Consider the following 16,500-nt stretch of genomic DNA (forward strand, 5'->3'; position numbering starts at 1 on the left):
GCAGGACGCAAGTATGAAGCCGTAGAGCTCGCAAGCGAGGTAACCAATCGCCCGTTGCCGCCCGGTGGCTGCTTCGGCGAGAATCTGCCGCCATGGCCAGACTCAGGGACGTACCGGTCGTGATCCGTCAGGTTGGACTGCTGAGGTTCATCAAACGTGTCTGGGTCCAGTTGGGCGAGGATGCGGTGTTCACGTGGGGAGCGGCACTGGCCTATTCGTGGATGTTCGCCATCTTCCCGTTTCTGGTCCTGATGCTCAGCCTGGTGCCGCTGATCCCCGATCGGTTCAAGCCGAACATCAAGGAGGATGTGGACCGCGTCGTGGATCAGACCCTGACCGGACCGGCAGCGCAGGCGGTCAAGGAACAGGCACACGGGGTTCTGGATCGCCCCACGGCGATCACCTGGGCGTTCGTCTTCGGGCTGGTGCTGACGATCTGGGCCGCCAGCGGTGGCATGGCCATGACCATGTCGGCACTGGACAAGGCGTACGACATCGACCCGGCCAAGGCCCGGCCATACATCAAGCAACGTCTGGTGGCGATCGGCCTGACGCTGGTGGTGGCAACTCTGATCCTGTTGGTGATGGTGCTACTGCCGCTGGGCACGGGGGTGCTGAAGTGGCTGAGCAGTCAGGGCAAGATTTTCGGCTGGCTGACGCTGCTGATCAACATTGTCCGTTACGCGATGGCGGTGGTTTTGCTGCTGGCAGTGCTGGCATTGATCTACCACTTCGGGCCGAGCTTCAGGCAGCGGTTTCACGCGATCACGCCGGGGGCAGTGTTCTGCGTGGCGGTGTGGCTGATGCTGGGCGTTGCGTTTCGGATCTACCTGACCAAGCTCGGCGGCGCCGAGAGCTACGCCAAGACGTACGGAGCGGTGGCCGGGGCGGCGATCCTGCTGCTGTTTTTCTACATCGACGCGCTGGTGCTGCTGGTGGGGGCGGAGATCAACAGCGAGATCGATTTCGCGGTGCTGGGCATCCCCAGCGGCCAGACACCCGAAGCGCAGGCGACGGCCGTCACGGAAACGGCCGCCGAGCCGGAGCAACAGGAGCTGGCCAGGGAGCTGCTTGCCAAGCGTTCGGAGGATGAGCCTGCGGGCGCGGTCGCGACGGCATCGCCAGATCCACCAGTTGATCCGCCCGACCCTGAAGCGCAGCGCAATCAACAGCGCCGCGGATGAGCTTTGCAACAGTGGGCCATGCTCAGCGGCGATGAGCCGGCCGGGGCAGGATGGACAAGCGGGGCAGAGTCGAAGGTTATCGTCCGATCCCCAATGATGCGCTGCCAGGACCGTAAGATCAGGAGTAATGTATAGTTGATCAGCCCGGCCAATCATGCGGCCGGCCGTGGCCAGCCGGAAAAAGGGAGCGGCAAGGCAAGTAGTGAACCGCAAGTAAAGAACCGGTTGCTATGGCGTACCTGGTGGTGTATGGGCCGACGTCGCCGCCGCAGCGCATGAAGCTCGACCAGGCGGTGACGATCGGGCGAGCCATGGGGTGCGATCTATGGAGGGATGACCCGAAGCTATCACGGCGGCACTGTCGCATCGAGCGGCAGGGCGATGAGTGGGTCTTGATCGATCTGGGCAGCACCAACGGCACCTACTACAGGAATAAGAGGATCAAATCTCACAAATTGAACGACGGGGACACCTTCGAGGCGGGAAACCTGCGGATCGTGTTCCGGGAAGGGGATCTGATCGAATACCGGCCGAAGGATCCGATCGAGGCTGCCACGATGCCGGCCAAAAAGTTTCTAACGGGCGATCCGTCGGCATCGACGATTGTCTGGTCGCGACCGCTGCCGGTCGCACGGGTAGATCCGCCAGCGCCGCGCATCGACAAGGCACAATCCGGCGGGGACAAGCCGCTGGCGTTTTTGCGTCCGCCGGCGCGGCCAATGCCGAAGGCGCTTTGGCCCGAAGCTGCGCGCCGCTCGCCCAGCAGCGTGGATGAATCGCACTGGCTCTCGGCGCTGTTGTCACGGTTCCGGGGGCGCTGAAGGCAGCCTGATCATGCCCTCGCGCCAGCTCATGTACGAGTCCAACGAATAGATCAACAGGGCGGTCCAGATCAGGCAGAAGCTGGTCAAATCCGCGCCTGAGAACGGTTCGTGAAACGCGAAGATCGCCAGCAGGAACTGACAGCTCGGCGCCAGGTATTGGAGGAAGCCCATGGTGGCCAGTCGCAGGCGGCGGGCCGCGGCGGTGAACAGCAGCAGCGGGACGGCGGTGACGACGCCCGCGAGCATGAGCAGAGCCAGTGACTTCGGATCGATCGCCGGGGCGTTGGCGGGCTGGTAAAGGAAGATGGTCGCCAGCGCGGGCACAAAGAGGATCGCCGTCTCGACGGTCAGGCCGGGCATGGCGCCGACCGGGGCAAGCTTTCGCAGCAGCCCGTAAAAGCCGAACGACACCGCCAAAGCCAGGGCGATCCAGGGCAGATATCCGCGGGACAGCGCCAGGGTCGCGACCCCTGAGCTGGCCAGCAGAAGCCCGACGACCTGCCACGGGCGCAGCCGCTCGCGCAGGAAGATCATTCCCAGCAGCACGTTCACCAGAGGATTGATGAAATAGCCGAGGCTGGCCTGCACCACGCGATCGGTGGCGACGGCGAGAATGAACGTGAACCAGTTGATGCTGAGCAGCGTGGTGGAGCCGGCCAGAAACAGCAGCGTGCGTCGGTTGCGAATGGCCGAGTGCAGTTCGTTCCATCCGCCGGTGATGGCCGTCAGCGCCACCACGAAGACCAGAGACCAGACCACGCGGTGGGCCAGGACATGAATCGGCGGCACGTGAGCAACGAGTTTGAAATACAGGGCGATGAAGCCCCACAGCAGGTAGGCTCCCAGCCCGCAAGCCAGCCCGATTCGCGGCGCGGCGTGGGCGCGGGCGGCGGCTGGGGCATGGGCCGCCGAAGCGGCTGCCGCCGCGACGTTGCGCAGGTCCGGAACTCGATTCATCGTGGTGAGCTGGGCACCACCGGAACGACGGCTGGCCATGATCGAGGGCAATGGTATGCCCGGGGTGCCTGCCGATGCCAGCGGCGGCGACCTTGCCATGGCTGCGGCGGGGGATCTGTCAGGTGTGCCACACTGGGCGTGCCGACTTTTCTCGCGCCCATGCGGTGGTCTGGGGCACGGGCGAGGATGCCCGTGATACAGGACGATGTGCCTGCAGTCAGTGCGATCGGGCGACTTTGACGATCGGGGAGCATGCTGCTAATATCCGGCCCGCCTGGAAGGGGGATTGCTGTTTTGCCGAGGAATCGGATGGGATACAAGCTGAAACCCAACAAGGGAGCGGCCAAGCGGCTGCGGGTTACCGGCACGGGGAAGCTGAAGCACTATCATTCCCTGACGTCGCACCTGCGTTCGGGTCGCTCGGCGGCGAAGAAACGACATCTGCGTCGCGCCAGCATTCTGGATGAAGGACATGCCCGTCGCTTCCGCAAGCTGATGCTGGTCAGCGCGCTCAAGCCCGGCAAGATCCGGCATGAGCGTGAATTGAAAGCAAAGCAACAACAGAAGGCGGCGCAGGAGACGGCAGCCCAGCCCGCATAGCCTCGGCTGATGATCTGAACTGCAACAAGCGTCCGATGCGTTGTCGGGCGCAGCCATGCCTGCTCGCCGCTGGCGAGAGATTGGCCTCTGGCTCAAGGAAAGGTCCACGCCGCGGATCGGCGGACCGACGAGTGAAAGGACGAAGCCCATGCCCCGTGTCAAAGGCGGCCCCAGCCACGCACGCAAGCGAAAACGGATCCTCAGGCGCGCCAGCGGTTTTGTTGGCCAGCCGGGAAAGAATTACCGCTCGGCGCTGGAGTTCACGCGCAAGGCGGATGTGTATGCCTACGAGCATCGCCACCAGAAAAAGCGATTCTTCCGCCAGCTCTGGATCACGCGGCTCGGCGCGGCGCTGCGGCAGCGGGGCATCAGCTACAACCGTTTCATCCCTGCTTTGGTCTCGGCGGGCATCGAGCTGAACCGCAAGATGCTCAGCGAGATCGCCATATCCGACCCGGCCACGTTTGACGCGATCGTCGAGCAGGTCCGGCCGCACATTCGAACCGCGTAAGGCGCATCGCAGCGGCGCAGAGCCACCAGCGCACGACGTGACGATGACCGCACGAAGAGCAGGCAATCAACCTTCGTGTTGGTTTCGTGTTTCCCTGTCGCGCCGGCCCTGGCCTCTTCTGATCTGACCGATCACTTCATCTTCAGTGACACGCCCTCCTGTTCCCACTGCTCCAGCAGCCGGCGCAGGTCCAGAATTGTGGCGTTGAGCTCGCGGGCGGTCAGGACCAGGCTCTCATAGAGCCGCGGGTCGTTCACGATCGCGCCGGCGGTTCCCTGCCCCTTGTTGATCTTCTCCGCGATCGCCTGGAATTGATCCAGCAGTTTCGACGCCTGCTGGAGACGATCGCTCGTCTGTCTGGAAATGTCCACGATCGCCCTGGACGTGTCGCGGGTCAGCTCGTTGACGTCGGTGCTGAACCGTTCGAGATTGGTCGCGATTCGGTCAGCCTTTTCGGTCGTGCGCCGCAGGCTTGCCAGCGACGTCTTGAGGTCATCGCGTAGCTGCTGGTCGTCGGCGATCTGCTGGAGGGAATCGACCAGCCTGCCGACCTTGGCGATCTGCTCGTCCACGTGGGCCACGAGGTTGGACTCGCGGAATTGCCTGGCCGTCAACCGCAGTTCCGTCGCCAGCTCGGCAAACTCCGGAGGCAGCAGGTCCAGTCCGACCCACTCGGTGGGAATGGTTTGCCCCGGCTGGAGGGTTCCGGCCGGCTGAGCGTCGGTCAGCTCGAGCACAATCAGTGCCCCTGCGCCGACCAGCCCCTGCGAGCGAATGATGGCGCGGACATTTCCTGGCAGCGGCGGCTGCTTGTCCAGGGCGGCATCGATCAGGATTCGCAACTGATCGACGTCGCGGGTGACTCGTTCGACCCGGCCGACGGTCACGCCGCGGTAGACCACGGGCGAGCCATTGCTGATCCCGTCGGCGCGGTCGCTGACGAATCGCACGGGAATGGTTGCCGGCGCGAACGGCGAGACGATCCGCCCGCCGAACTGGATCAGCATCCATCCCAGGATCACCATCGCGCCCAGGACCACCGCTCCAACCAGTACGTTCCTGCGATACGGGGACATAGAATGCGGGGAATTGTCGGTTTGCGGAGTCTGAATGCAAGACGGACAGCTACTGCAAACAGTCGGGACACCGCCGGGGATCATAGCGGCGGCGATGGCGCTGCTGCTGGCGGCGTGCGGTGCCGTGGCGGCGCCGAAGCTTCGCGTTTACGACACCCGCTACTACACGATTCACACCGATCTGGACGAGCCCGCCGCACGTGAGGCCGCCATCCGCATGACCAGAATGGCCGAGGAGTACGCGGCGCGAACTCGCGGTTTTTCGGGCCGCGTGCCGGGCAAGCTGCCTTTCTACCTGTACCGCAATGCCGAAGATTTCTGGGCGCTGGGCGCGCCGCGCAGCACGGCGGGATACTTCAACGGCCGGCAACTGGTGGCCACGGCCGCCGACCTGGGACCGCGAACCTGGCACATCGTCCAGCACGAGGGTTTCCACCAGTTCGCTCATGCCGCGATCGGCACGAACCTGCCAGTGTGGGTCAACGAGGGACTGGCCGAGTATTTTGGCGAGGCGCTGTTCACTGGCGACGGGTTCATCACCGGTGCGATTCCGCAATGGCGGCTGAAGCGCGTGCGCGACACGATCGCCGACGGCGGGTTCCGCCCGCTCCAGCAGATGATGAGCCTGTCCAAGGAGCAGTGGAACGCCGACTTCGCGATCGTCAATTACGACCAGGGATGGACGATGGTGCAGTTCCTGGCACACGGCGACGGGGGAAAGTACCAGCAGGCGTTCGCGACGTTTGTCGGGCGACTCAGTGCCGGCCAGGCGCCTCAGGATGCCTGGCAGGAGATCTTCGGAGACATCGATCAGTTCCAGGTCCGCTGGCTGCGGTACTGGAACAGCCTGCCGGATAACCCGACGCTGGATGTATACGCCCGGGCGAACGTGGCGACGCTGACGAGTTTTCTTGCCCGGGCGCACCTGCTGCGACAACGGTTCGAGTCCTTCCAGCAGTTCATGCAAGCCGCGCAGAACGGGCAGGTAAACGCGAGTGATCCCGACTGGCTGCCGCCATCACTGTTGAGCGAGGCGATTCAAACCAGCGACGACCTGATCCAGGCCGGCTGCCGGTTCGACTTGAAGTACCCCAATGGCGGGCAGGATCCGCCGCAGATCACCTGCACGATGGGCAACGGATCGAAGATCACGGGGAAGTTTACGATCCACAACGGTCGGGTAGGCGCAGTCACGGCCCGGTAGAGGCGCTCGTGCCGCCGCTGCCCGCCGACCTTACCGCCGCCAGATCCTGTTCGCTGGCCTCGCCCTGCACGAAACGGCGGACGATCTCGTTGTCGGTGTTCTGAATCTGTTGTGGCGTGCCGTCGAAAATGATCTGGCCCTCGTGAAGCATCACGATCCGGTCGGCTACCTTGAAGGCGCTGTTCATGTCGTGGGTGACGACGATACTGGTGACCTTCAGCTCGCGCTGAAGCTTGATGATCAGCTCGTTGATGACATCGGCACGGATCGGGTCCAGTCCGGTGGTCGGTTCGTCGTACAGGATCACTTCCGGATCCAGCGCGATCGCCCGCGCCAGCGCGACCCGCTTGCGTTGCCCGCCCGAAAGCTCGGCCGGAAGCTTCCTGCCGATGTCTTCCGGCAGGCCGACCATCGCCAGCTTCTGTGCCACGATCCTGCGGATTTCTTCCGGGCTCTTGTGCGTGTGCTCGATGAGGGGAAAGGCGATGTTCTCGAACACCGTCGCCGAGTCAAACAGCGCGCCCATCTGAAAAAGGAAGCCGAAATGGCGGCGGACTTCCATGAGCTTGCGTTCCGGCAGGGTGTCGATGCGGTGGCCCTTGAACCACACCTCGCCGCGGTCGGGCTTGAGCAGGCCGACGATGTGCTTGAGCAAAACGCTCTTGCCGCTGCCTGAGCCTCCGATGATCACCAGCGACTGCCCCGGCTCGACCGCCAGCCAGACGCCCCGCAGCACGATCACCCGCCCGAAACGCTTGTGGATGTTTTTCAGTTCAATGATCGGCATGCGTGCGGGATGAGATCTGTGAGAGCAAAGCAACCAGAGCACTGCGTCATTTGCGTCGACTCATCCAAAGACGGTCCTGACCCCGTAGAGCGCCAGGTACATTTCCTTGGCCATCTGGGCGAAAAAGAAGTTGAGGATGATGATGGCGATGAAGCTGGTGACGAAGCTTTCGGTGCAGGCGCGTCCGACGCCGCTGGCGCCAGCGCCGCACGTGAAGCCCTTGTAGCAGCTTATCAGCCCGATGGCGCCGCCGAAGAAGATGCTCTTGACGATCCCCTCCATCACCTGCCAGTTGTCCACACCCTGTGCCGAGTATTGCCAGTAAGGCCCTTCGGGCACATGGAGCATTTTGACGCTGATCAGCCACCCGCCGATCACGCCCAGGATGTCACTGTAGATGGTCAGCACGGGGGTGAGCAAGACGCAGGCGAGGAATCGTGGCATGACCAGGATCCTGATCGGATCGGCGCCCATGACGCGCATGGCGTCGAGCTGTTCGGTGACGTTCATGGTGCCCAGTTCGGCGGTGAGGGCGCCGCCGACGCGTCCGGCGAGCATCACCGCCGCCAGCACCGGGCCAATCTGCTTGACCACCGAGAGGTTGATGATGCTGCCCAGCCGTTCCTCCTGTCCGATCGAGCGGAACTGCGTGTGCGTTTCAACCGCCAGCACCATGCCGATGAACGCCCCGGTGACCGCCACGACCGGCACCGACCGCACGCCCACCTCATACATCTGGGGCGACAGCAGCCGCAGGTTCTTCCACGACACGATTCCCGCGCCCACCGCGAGCAACGTGCGGGCGGAGAAGATGAAGAACTCCCCGAACGCCGCCAGCGTGTTGTTGGTGTTTCGTCCGATGGTTTCGATCAGGCTCAGGGGCATGGCCAGGCAGATGATACATTCTTGACAGGCTTTTCCTACGCCCGTACTGTCTGAATTGCGCTGCGGCGCATCGGGCGCACGTTGGCCGGGGACCGGAACGTCCGAAGCCCGGCCCGCGAACTGTTGCCTCGCGTACCGCTACACAAGAGCTGGACTGCTTACCATGGCCGAACAAAGCCCACCGCTGTCGGTTCTCCAGGAAAAGGACATCCGGATTGTGGAGTTCACCAGCACCAGGATTCTGGACGAAGCCAACATCACCGAGATCGGCAATACGCTCAACGCCCTGATCGATGAGGCGAGCAATCCCAAGCTCCTGCTGGACTTCGGCAACGTCGATCACCTTTCGTCGGCGGCGCTGGGGATGCTCATCAACGCCAATAACCGCATCAAGCAGCGCAATGGACAGTTGCGGCTGGCGAACATCAAGCCCCAGATCTACGAGGTGTTCGTCATCACCAAGCTCAATCGACTGTTCAAGATCTTCCCGGACCGCAAGGAGGCGTTGGCGAGCTTTGACCAGTAGCAAAGCGTCCTGCAACCTCCAGACCCGCGCATTGAACGTCGCCAAGCCGCTCAAGTTCACGATCGCCTCCGACCTGGACGCCAAACGCCAGGTGCAGGAAAGGATCATGCAGGAGGTGGCACGCTGCGGCTACGACGAGGATGACACCTTCGCCATCAAGCTGGCCCTGGAGGAAGCCCTGATGAATGCGATGAAGCACGGCAACAAGCTTGATCGCTCCAAGAAGGTGCACATCCAGGCCAGGATCACCCCACGCCGCGCTGAAATCACGGTCGAAGACGAAGGGCCAGGATTCGATCGCCGCTCCGTCCCCGATCCCACCACCGAAGAAAACCTGTGCAAATGCAGCGGGCGCGGCATTCTGCTGATCGAGTCCTACATGAACAAGGTGATCTGGTCCAAACACGGCCGGCGGGTCAAGATGATCAAGCTGAACAAACGATGAGGAAACCGCGATTGCCGATGGGCGATTGCAGATCAACAATTGCCCGGCCGAGACTCAGAATCCCAGGTCCGCAACCTCCATGATCCTGCCGATCCGCACCGACAGCCCGCTACGCGGCACACCCTGGGCCAACTGGACGCTCATTGCCGCAAACATCGTCGTCTTCTTCGTGCAGCGATGGCTCTGGCCCGATGTGCAGTCGCAGCCACTGGCCCTGCGCGGTGATGATCCGCAACTGCTGCACTACTTCACCTACCAGTTCCTCCATGCCGACGGACTTCACCTGGCCGGCAACGTCCTGTTCCTCTACATCTTCGGGAACAACGTCAACGACCGCATGGGGCATTGGGGATACGTGGCGTTCTATCTGGCCGGCGGAGTGTTCGCGGGCATCGGGCATGTCTTGTCCAGCACGAATCCGGTCATCGGCGCCAGCGGCGCGGTCTCGGCCGTCACCGGCGCCTATTTGGTCCTGCTGCCACGCTCGCACGTGACCATCTTCTACTTTTTCATCCTCATCGGCATGGCCGAGATCCCCAGCTTCGTGTTCATCCTCATGCGATTCATCTTTGATTTCGTCATGGGATTCAGCGACCGCGGCGGGAACGTGGCCCACACCGCTCACCTGGCGGGGTACGTGTTTGGTGCAGGAGTCAGCTTCGCGCTGCTGGCGGCGCACCTGCTGCCGCGCGACCAGTTCGACCTGTTCGCACTCTACCGGCAGTGGAATCGCCGACGACAATACCGCGACATGGTCCGCAAGGGCTACGACCCCTTCGGCATCGCCCCGCCACAGGCCCGCGCCACGCTCGATCCGCGAATGCCGCGCATCCAGGAGCTGCGCGCCCAGATCAGCGAGGCGATCGCGCATCACCGGATCGAAGAGGCCGCCAGACTGTTTTTGGAGCTGCGTGAGATCGATCCGCAGCAGGTGCTGTCGCGGCAGAACCAGCTCGACGTGGCCAACCAGCTTTTCGCCCAGGACGCCCACGCCGCCGCCGCCGATGCCTACGAGGGGTTTCTCCGCTTCTATCCCAAATACGAACAGGTCGAGCAGATTCAGCTCATGCTCGGGCTGCTGTACGCTCGCTACCTGAACCGCCCGGACAAGGCACGCGAGTATCTCAACGCCTCGCTACAGCGATTGAGCAACCCCGGCCAGATCGAATTGGCGCAGGCCGAGCTGTCGCGAATCGGCGCGGCGGTGTAAAGACGGTGCTGTAGCCGTTGGATGCAGGAGATCCACAGCATCAGCGTCCGGGTGCGGAGCTGATCACTTGCGGAAGAACGTCCGACCCTTGGCGTTGTACTTGCTCAGCCGGTTGTTCACGTACAGCGCTTCGAGCACGAACTCGCCGGCGCTGGCGAGCACCGCGTTGTCGTCGGCGTCCAGCTCCATCTCTTTGGCCAGTTTGTACGCCGCCTGCGACAGGCCCTTGACTGCCTTCATGTTGGCGACGAACTCGTCGGCGGACAGGTCGTCGCCGGCGGGGAAGGTCAGATTCCCCCTGAACTGCTCGGCGATGTGCTCGAAGTCGCTGATGTCGGCATACCGGTCGAACACGTTCTTGACCGCCTCGCCAGTCAACGACTGGATCAGCTTGTCCTCGGCGCCTTCTTCGTCGGCCAGCGTCATCTCGATCTTCCCTCGACACGAGGCGACCAGGAAATTCAGATCGCAGATTCGCGGCACGACGCGCTTTTCGCCGGTCACGATCCCGCGACGCTCGGCGTTGCTGACCAGCGTCTCGGCGTTGGCGATACTCGTGCGCACCGAAACCCCCGACGCCTGGCTCACGTGCGGGCTGGATCGCGCCAGCCGAACCACTTCCTCGATGATCTCGCTCATGAACCGCGGCACCTCGACCTTCACTCCGCTGCTGGAGGCCTCGTCGCCGTCGCGATTCAGCCACGCGTTCTCCTGCGTTACGCGGATGCCTTCCTCGATCGTCTCGGGGTAGTGCGTGCGGATCACCGAGCCGATGCGGTCCTTCAGCGGCGTGACGATTCGCCCACGGTTGGTGTAGTCCTCGGGGTTGGCGCTGAAGACCAGGCACACGTCCAGGTTCAGCCGGATTGGATACCCGCGGATCTGAATGTCGCGCTCCTCCAGCACGTTGAACAGCCCGACCTGAATCCGCGGGGCAAGGTCGGGCAACTCGTTGATCGCGAAAATCCCACGGTTGCTCCGGGGAATCAGCCCGTAGTGCATCGTCGATTCATCCGAGAGGTACCGGCCCTCGGCGTGCTTGACCAGATCCACCTCGCCGATCAGGTCGGCGATCGTGACATCCGGCGTGGCCAGCTTCTCGTGATAACGGTCCTCGCGATGAACCCATTCGATCTTCGCGTCATCGCCCTGTTCGGCGATGATCCGCCTGCCCGTCTTGGTCAGCGGCGCGATCGGGTCGTCGTTGATCTCCACGTCCGCCAGAATCGGAATCCACTCATCCAGCAGGCTTGGAAGCATGCGGATGATGCGTGTCTTGGCCTGCCCGCGCAGACCCAGAAACAGCAGATCGTGTTTTGACAGGATGCCGTTGACGATCTGCGGAATGACCGAGTCGCGGTATCCGATGATTCCTGGAAACAGCTCCTCGCCGTTCTTGAGTTTGCGGATCAGATTCCGTCGCAGCTCGTCCTTGACCGAGCAGGGGCGGTAGCCGGTTTCCTTGAGTTGACCAACGGTCGCAATACGGGGATGGTTCATTTCCAGAGTTTCTCCCGGGCAAAACGAAGGTCACACAATTGCAACGACCTGGAATGATAGGCAGGGGGATCTTCCGCAGCAGATCAGCACTACCGGGCCACCACTTTTCTGAGACTGGCGCCAAGCCTTAGGACTGGTTCTTGAACCGTTTGGCGGATTCGGTCCAGGCGTCAACGTAACTCGTCTGCTGCCGCGATTCCGATCCTGTCGAACGGGGGAAGAAGAATCGCCGAACACGGAAGACCAGCATCAGGCCTACGCCCAGAATGAACAGCACCACAGCCAGCAGAAGCGTGGCGACGGCGGAAAGCTGGCGTTTCTCGCTGGCGGTGGCGTCGTGGGCCGCCAGCAACGCGGGAATCAGAAAGTAGCGGGACAGCAGCGAGATCAGGGCGGCAAAGCCGGCCAGAAAGACTACGACAGTCCAAATCGCCCGTCCCGCGCGCAGGCTGTTCCGTTGCTGGTTCACCGTCACAAGTGTACGCCCTGTCCAGGCTGCCGTGCCCAAAACTCACCACTTGAGGTCCGCCCGCGGATTCAGCGGGTGTCGCTGCTGAAGTTTCTCGATCAGCTTGCGATCCTCGTCGCTCAGGTCCCTGGGCACGACGACTTTGGGGATCACGTATTGATCTCCCTGCTCGGAGCCGCGGCGAATACCCCGGCCCTTGATGCGCAGCTTGGTGTGGCTGCTGGTGCCCGGCGGGATGGTCAGCGTCACCGGACCGTCCAGCGTCGGAACCGTCAGTCTTGTGCCAAGCAACGCCTCGTACAGGCTGATCGGCACTTCCAGCAGGACGTCCAGACCTTCGCGGCGGAAATAGGGGTGGGGCTGCACCTGCGTGATGATGTACAGATCGCCCGCACCGCCCGGACCCTGCTCGCCCTTACCCCTGATACGCACCCGGCTGCCGTCCTTCACGCCAGCGGGAATCTTCACCTCAATGGTCTCCAGGCGCCCGCCGCGGCTGATTTGCAGCGGCAGGGTGGTTCCGCGCGCCGCCTGCTCGAAGGTAAGAGTGACAGGATACTCGATATCGCCCCCGCGCAGTGGCTCGGCGGCGCGTGCGCGGGGTCCGGCGCCGAATCCAAATCCCGGGCCAGGTCCGACGCGCCCGCCGCGCCCAAACAACTGCTCGAAAATGCTGCCGAATCCCCCGTCGCCGAAGTCGAAATCGAAATCCTCCACCGTCGCCCCGCCCGGACCCGATCGCCACGTGTAGGTTCGGGCACCGGCACCTGGGCCGGGGCGCGCGCCGCGGCCAAAGGGCTCGCCTGCCTCAAACCGCGGACCTTCCGGATGTCCGTACTGGTCGTAGTTGCGGCGCTTGGTTTCATCCGAAAGCACTTCGTACGCTTCCTGGATCTCCTTGAACCGCTCCGCCGCCTGCGGGTTGTTGCGGTTCACGTCCGGGTGATACTGCCGCACGAGTTTGCGGTGCGCCTTGCGGATCTCCTCCGCGGTCGCATTGCGCGGCACACCCAGAATTTCGTAGTAGTCACGCTTGGCCATAGAGGGTCTACTGGCAGGCAATGGTAGCATCAGCAGTGGCCGGGGAGAAACGTCTGGAGGCAGCAACCATGAGCGGCAACGTTATGCCATTCCCCGACCAGCCCGAGCAGCAGGCCGCGGTGGAGCAACTGGCGACGATCCGGCGGATGCTGGCGGCGCAGCGTATCGCGATCGTCGGGCTCAGTGACGACCCTGACAAGCCCAGCCATCGCGTCGCCCGCTACCTCAGGGAGCGCGCCCGCAAGCAGATCATTCCGGTAAACCCGAATCATCAGTCGGTGCTGGGGCTTAAGTGTTACCCCTCACTCGAGCAGGTCCCCGGACAGATCGATCTGGTCAATGTGTTCCGTCAGCCACGTCATTGCGCCGATGTGGTTCGCAGCGCGATCCGACTGGGCATCAAGGCCGTCTGGCTGCAACTGGGCATCAGAAGTGCCGAGGCTCGGCAGTTGGCCTGCGATGCCGGGATCGACTACGTCGAAGACCGATGCATCATGACCGAGCACCTCTCGGGGCTGGTTGGCTGAGGAATTCCTGAAAAAACTTTCGCCCAATACAACGAAAATCGTACCAGGACACTACAGAAGTGGTGGGCAAGGCGGCGTGAGCCTGCCCGCAACCTGCCGCTCAGGACGGGTTGATTTGGCGCGATTGGGCCGAGGCGTGTCTCGTGCCCGCATGGCGCAAGATTGGACTGCTCAGGGGGTAACGAGCTATCCGAGGTTAATGCTGGAACATTGCGGCGACCGGGCTGGATCGCGGGTGAAGGTGGGCACCCGCGATCCATCTCGGTCGCCGTTGTGCTTTTTGACGACGCAATCTCGACAACTCCTATAGAGAAGTGGTATAATCGCGGGCGTCAATGACTGGCTGGTGCTCGGCGGCCGTCGGTCACTGCCGTCCGGCGGCACGTGTACCCGCTGCCCGCAGTCGCAATGGAGTTGTCTGCCCAATGTCCAATCTCACCTGGAAACAAAAGCTCCAAGATCGCATCCCGGAGCAGTTGAACAAGGAAATCGAGCTTTTTGAAGCCCAGCTCTCGCTGCGCAAGCTCGGCAAGATCGATGAGAAGGTCTTTGCCGAGACCCGCCTGCGCCGCGGCGCCTATGGCCAACGCTATGACAACGGCCAGCGTCACGACGGCATCACCACGCAAAAGCTGCCGTACCCGGAACTGACCAAGGGTCCAGACACCTGCTGGGATGCCCCGGGAATGCAGCGAATCAAGATTCCCTACGGGGGGCTGAATCCCGAGCAGATGCTCGTGCTGGCCGAGCTTGCCGAGGAGTATTCCGACGGCATCTGCCACATCACCACGCGGCAGGATATCCAGCTTCACTTCGTGCACATCGAGGACACGCCGGAGATCTTTTATCGCCTCGCTTCTGTAGGGATCACCACGCGTGAGGCGTGCGGCAACTCGGTGCGCAACGTCACGGCGTGCCCGCTGGCCGGCGTGTGCAAGACCGAGGTCTTTGATGTCACGCCCTACGCCAAAGCCGTCGCGTACTACCTGCTGGGCCACCCCGACACGCAGGACTTCGGGCGGAAGTTCAAGATCGCCTTCAGTGGCTGCGAGCACGAGGCCTGCGCGCTGGTGAGCATCCACGATCTGGGCGGCATTGCGGTCAAGAAGGTGATCGACGGCCGGGAAGTGCGCGGCTTCAAGCTGTTCGTCGGTGGGGGGTTGGGCGCGGTGCCGCATCAGGCCAAGCTTTTTGACGAGTTCGTGCCCGAGGAGGAGCTTCTGCCGCTGGCGCGGGCGATTGGGCGCGTTTTTGCTCGCATGGGTGAGAAGCGGAACCGCAACCGCGCGCGGCTGAAGTTTCTCGTGCAGAAGCTCGGCATCGAGGAATTCAAGCGCATCGTACTCGAAGAGCGACGCACGATGCCGGAGGATCCGACCTGGCGGAAATACTTCGACGAGATCCCGCGCTACGCCGAAAAGCCCGCCTGGCAGGCCGTACAGCTCAACGGCGCGCGTCGCCCGGAAGGATTTGACGCCTGGGCGGCGACCAATGTCTACGAGCAGCGCCAGCCCGGATATGTGGTTGTGACCGTGACATGCCCGCTTGGCGATTTGACGAGCCAGCAGATGCGGGCACTGGCGGACATCTCGCGGCGCTACGCCGGGGGCAACGCGCGCACCACCATCGAGCAGAACATCGTCCTGCGATGGGTTCCGCACGACAAGCTCATCGAGCTGTACAAGGAGCTGAAGGCCATCGGCCTGGACCAGGGATACGCCGGGACCATCGTGGACATCACCGCCTGCCCCGGCACCGACACGTGCAAACTGGGGATCGCCTCCTCACGGGGGCTGGCCGGGGAGCTGAGGCGTCGGCTGGCGGCCAGGAGCACGTCGCTGGATCGCGCGATCCAGGGCCTGCGCATCAAGATCAGCGGCTGCTTCAACTCCTGCGGGCAGCACCACGTCGCCGACATCGGCTTCTACGGCAACAGCCGGAACATCGGCGGGTACACCGTGCCGCACTTCCAGGTGATGCTCGGCGGGATGTGGCGACAGAACGCTGGCAGCTACGCGCTGGCGATGGGGTCGGTGCCATCCAAGCGCATTCCGGACCTGCTCAGCACGCTGACCGAACGCTACGCATCCGAGCGGCAGGCAGACGAGACCTTCCAGCAATGGTGCCAGCGCATCGGCAAGAAAGAGCTCAAGAGCATCGTCGATCAGTTCACCCACGTGCCCCCGCACAGCGAGAACCCCGACTTCTACAGCGACTGGGGCGACCCGCGGCAGTACACGATCGGCGATCTTGGCGTCGGCGAATGCGCCGGCGAGGTCGTCTCCCTGGCGCAGTTCGGCTTCTCGCAGGCCGAGGCCGAGGCCTTCGAGGCGCAGCTCCTGCTCGACGAAGGCAAGTACCGCGAGGCCGACGAAAAGGCCTATACCGCGATGCTCCGCGCCGCGCACACGCTGGTGCAGCTTCAGTGGCTGGATGTGCCGTTCGATCCCAACGTGATCGTCAACGAATTCCGTTCACGGTTCGTTGACACGAAAATCTTCTGGGACCCGTATCATGGAGATCAGTTCTCCAGGTATCTGTTCCTGCGACACGAGAACGGCCCGGACACGCGATATACCGCCGACACGGCGCACAAGATCGTCGAGGAGGCCAACCTCTTCATCGACGCGGCGCATAAGGCGCATGCGAAGTTCCAGGCTTCGCTGAATCCTGTGGCGATTAAGTGAAAACCACAGATGAACACAGATAAACACAGATAGTGCTCTTGTGCATCTGTGGCTCTAACTCGATTCA

At 63.0% G+C, this 16,500-nt stretch carries 17 protein-coding genes; 10 read left to right on the top strand and 7 right to left on the bottom strand.

Going from position 1 to position 16,500, the window contains the following annotated elements; genetic code table 11:
• Nucleotides 1–92: 92 nt before the first annotated feature.
• Nucleotides 93–1,184, top strand: coding sequence for a YihY/virulence factor BrkB family protein (locus ACQS5P_RS20475; protein WP_428938478.1), 1,092 nt, complete (start codon nt 93–95; stop codon nt 1,182–1,184).
• A 230-nt stretch (nt 1,185–1,414) separates the two neighbouring features.
• The gene (locus ACQS5P_RS20480) at nt 1,415–2,005 is read left to right on the top strand and encodes an FHA domain-containing protein (protein ID WP_428938479.1); all 591 of its coding nucleotides are present in this window, start codon (nt 1,415–1,417) and stop codon (nt 2,003–2,005) included.
• Here ACQS5P_RS20480 and rarD read toward each other — a convergent pair.
• Entirely contained in the window at nt 1,985–3,004 is a 1,020-nt protein-coding gene (gene rarD, locus ACQS5P_RS20485) for an EamA family transporter RarD (RefSeq protein ID WP_428938480.1), read from the bottom strand. The two genes, ACQS5P_RS20480 and rarD, sit on opposite strands and share 21 nt — an antisense overlap.
• Before the next feature lie 270 nt (nt 3,005–3,274).
• Here rarD and rpmI point away from each other — a divergent pair, with 270 nt between their 5' ends.
• A complete protein-coding gene (gene rpmI / locus ACQS5P_RS20490; RefSeq protein WP_428938481.1) occupies nt 3,275–3,565 on the top strand; it encodes a 50S ribosomal protein L35 in 291 nt (96 codons plus the stop codon).
• Nucleotides 3,566–3,713: 148 nt separating this feature from the next.
• Nucleotides 3,714–4,076: a 50S ribosomal protein L20 gene (gene rplT / locus ACQS5P_RS20495; protein ID WP_428938482.1), complete on the top strand. Its 363-nt coding sequence runs from the start codon at nt 3,714–3,716 to the stop codon at nt 4,074–4,076.
• Between the two features lie 131 nt (nt 4,077–4,207).
• On the opposite strand, the gene ACQS5P_RS20500 is transcribed toward rplT, so the two are convergent.
• Complete coding sequence (locus ACQS5P_RS20500) at nt 4,208–5,152, bottom strand: MlaD family protein (protein WP_428938483.1); 945 nt, start codon at nt 5,150–5,152, stop codon at nt 4,208–4,210.
• 34 nt (nt 5,153–5,186) lie between these two features.
• On the opposite strand from ACQS5P_RS20500, the gene ACQS5P_RS20505 reads away from it, so the two are divergent.
• The gene (locus ACQS5P_RS20505) at nt 5,187–6,356 is read left to right on the top strand and encodes a DUF1570 domain-containing protein (RefSeq protein ID WP_428938484.1); all 1,170 of its coding nucleotides are present in this window, start codon (nt 5,187–5,189) and stop codon (nt 6,354–6,356) included.
• Here ACQS5P_RS20505 and ACQS5P_RS20510 read toward each other — a convergent pair.
• Nucleotides 6,343–7,143 carry an ABC transporter ATP-binding protein gene (locus tag ACQS5P_RS20510; protein ID WP_428938485.1) on the bottom strand — a complete coding sequence of 267 codons (801 nt, stop codon included), beginning with the start codon at nt 7,141–7,143 and terminating at the stop codon, nt 6,343–6,345. The genes ACQS5P_RS20505 and ACQS5P_RS20510 overlap by 14 nt on opposite strands.
• A gap of 60 nt (nt 7,144–7,203) precedes the next feature.
• Nucleotides 7,204–8,028, bottom strand: a complete 825-nt coding sequence (locus ACQS5P_RS20515) for an MlaE family ABC transporter permease (RefSeq protein ID WP_428938486.1) — start codon at nt 8,026–8,028, stop codon at nt 7,204–7,206.
• A 163-nt stretch (nt 8,029–8,191) separates the two neighbouring features.
• On the opposite strand from ACQS5P_RS20515, the gene ACQS5P_RS20520 reads away from it, so the two are divergent.
• The 3 genes from ACQS5P_RS20520 (at nt 8,192) to ACQS5P_RS20530 (ending at nt 10,209) form a co-directional block, all read left to right on the top strand.
• Complete coding sequence (locus ACQS5P_RS20520) at nt 8,192–8,554, top strand: STAS domain-containing protein (RefSeq protein ID WP_428938487.1); 363 nt, start codon at nt 8,192–8,194, stop codon at nt 8,552–8,554.
• Nucleotides 8,544–8,999: an ATP-binding protein gene (locus ACQS5P_RS20525; protein WP_428938488.1), complete on the top strand. Its 456-nt coding sequence runs from the start codon at nt 8,544–8,546 to the stop codon at nt 8,997–8,999. The genes ACQS5P_RS20520 and ACQS5P_RS20525 overlap by 11 nt, the downstream gene beginning before the upstream one ends.
• A gap of 79 nt (nt 9,000–9,078) precedes the next feature.
• A complete protein-coding gene (locus ACQS5P_RS20530) occupies nt 9,079–10,209 on the top strand; it encodes a rhomboid family intramembrane serine protease (protein ID WP_428938489.1) in 1,131 nt (376 codons plus the stop codon).
• A gap of 63 nt (nt 10,210–10,272) precedes the next feature.
• Here the strand turns inward: ACQS5P_RS20530 and ACQS5P_RS20535 are convergent, their stop codons facing one another.
• From ACQS5P_RS20535 to ACQS5P_RS20545, 3 genes are all read right to left on the bottom strand, one after another.
• Entirely contained in the window at nt 10,273–11,709 is a 1,437-nt protein-coding gene (locus ACQS5P_RS20535; protein WP_428938490.1) for a sigma 54-interacting transcriptional regulator, read from the bottom strand.
• A 127-nt stretch (nt 11,710–11,836) separates the two neighbouring features.
• Nucleotides 11,837–12,178 (bottom strand): hypothetical protein, encoded by a 342-nt coding sequence (locus ACQS5P_RS20540; RefSeq protein ID WP_428938491.1) that lies wholly within the window; start codon nt 12,176–12,178, stop codon nt 11,837–11,839.
• 42 nt (nt 12,179–12,220) lie between these two features.
• Nucleotides 12,221–13,219 (bottom strand): DnaJ C-terminal domain-containing protein, encoded by a 999-nt coding sequence (locus ACQS5P_RS20545; RefSeq protein WP_428938492.1) that lies wholly within the window; start codon nt 13,217–13,219, stop codon nt 12,221–12,223.
• Between the two features lie 68 nt (nt 13,220–13,287).
• On the opposite strand from ACQS5P_RS20545, the gene ACQS5P_RS20550 reads away from it, so the two are divergent.
• Nucleotides 13,288–13,746 (top strand): CoA-binding protein, encoded by a 459-nt coding sequence (locus tag ACQS5P_RS20550; RefSeq protein ID WP_428938493.1) that lies wholly within the window; start codon nt 13,288–13,290, stop codon nt 13,744–13,746.
• Between the two features lie 425 nt (nt 13,747–14,171).
• Nucleotides 14,172–16,433, top strand: coding sequence for a nitrite/sulfite reductase (locus ACQS5P_RS20555; RefSeq protein ID WP_428938494.1), 2,262 nt, complete (start codon nt 14,172–14,174; stop codon nt 16,431–16,433).
• Nucleotides 16,434–16,500: the final 67 nt, after the last annotated feature.

It is taken from the genome of Fontivita pretiosa (genome assembly GCF_050410795.1).
Classification (GTDB): Bacteria; Planctomycetota; Phycisphaerae; order Tepidisphaerales; family Tepidisphaeraceae; genus Fontivita; species Fontivita pretiosa.

Excerpts from the sequence above, each read along its gene's own strand:
- rplT (WP_428938482.1), top strand. The coding sequence starts at position 3,714 with ATGCCCCGTGTCAAAGGCGGCCCCAGCCACGCACGCAAGCGAAAACGG.
- ACQS5P_RS20550 (WP_428938493.1), top strand. The coding sequence starts at position 13,288 with ATGAGCGGCAACGTTATGCCATTCCCCGACCAGCCCGAGCAGCAGGCC.
- rpmI (WP_428938481.1), top strand. The coding sequence starts at position 3,275 with ATGGGATACAAGCTGAAACCCAACAAGGGAGCGGCCAAGCGGCTGCGG.
- ACQS5P_RS20505 (WP_428938484.1), top strand. The coding sequence starts at position 5,187 with ATGCAAGACGGACAGCTACTGCAAACAGTCGGGACACCGCCGGGGATC.
- ACQS5P_RS20555 (WP_428938494.1), top strand. The coding sequence starts at position 14,172 with ATGTCCAATCTCACCTGGAAACAAAAGCTCCAAGATCGCATCCCGGAG.
- ACQS5P_RS20515 (WP_428938486.1), bottom strand. The coding sequence starts at position 8,028 with ATGCCCCTGAGCCTGATCGAAACCATCGGACGAAACACCAACAACACG.
- ACQS5P_RS20480 (WP_428938479.1), top strand. The coding sequence starts at position 1,415 with ATGGCGTACCTGGTGGTGTATGGGCCGACGTCGCCGCCGCAGCGCATG.
- ACQS5P_RS20545 (WP_428938492.1), bottom strand. The coding sequence starts at position 13,219 with ATGGCCAAGCGTGACTACTACGAAATTCTGGGTGTGCCGCGCAATGCG.
- ACQS5P_RS20475 (WP_428938478.1), top strand. The coding sequence starts at position 93 with ATGGCCAGACTCAGGGACGTACCGGTCGTGATCCGTCAGGTTGGACTG.
- rarD (WP_428938480.1), bottom strand. The coding sequence starts at position 3,004 with ATGGCCAGCCGTCGTTCCGGTGGTGCCCAGCTCACCACGATGAATCGA.
- ACQS5P_RS20520 (WP_428938487.1), top strand. The coding sequence starts at position 8,192 with ATGGCCGAACAAAGCCCACCGCTGTCGGTTCTCCAGGAAAAGGACATC.
- ACQS5P_RS20530 (WP_428938489.1), top strand. The coding sequence starts at position 9,079 with ATGATCCTGCCGATCCGCACCGACAGCCCGCTACGCGGCACACCCTGG.
- ACQS5P_RS20500 (WP_428938483.1), bottom strand. The coding sequence starts at position 5,152 with ATGTCCCCGTATCGCAGGAACGTACTGGTTGGAGCGGTGGTCCTGGGC.
- ACQS5P_RS20535 (WP_428938490.1), bottom strand. The coding sequence starts at position 11,709 with ATGAACCATCCCCGTATTGCGACCGTTGGTCAACTCAAGGAAACCGGC.
- ACQS5P_RS20510 (WP_428938485.1), bottom strand. The coding sequence starts at position 7,143 with ATGCCGATCATTGAACTGAAAAACATCCACAAGCGTTTCGGGCGGGTG.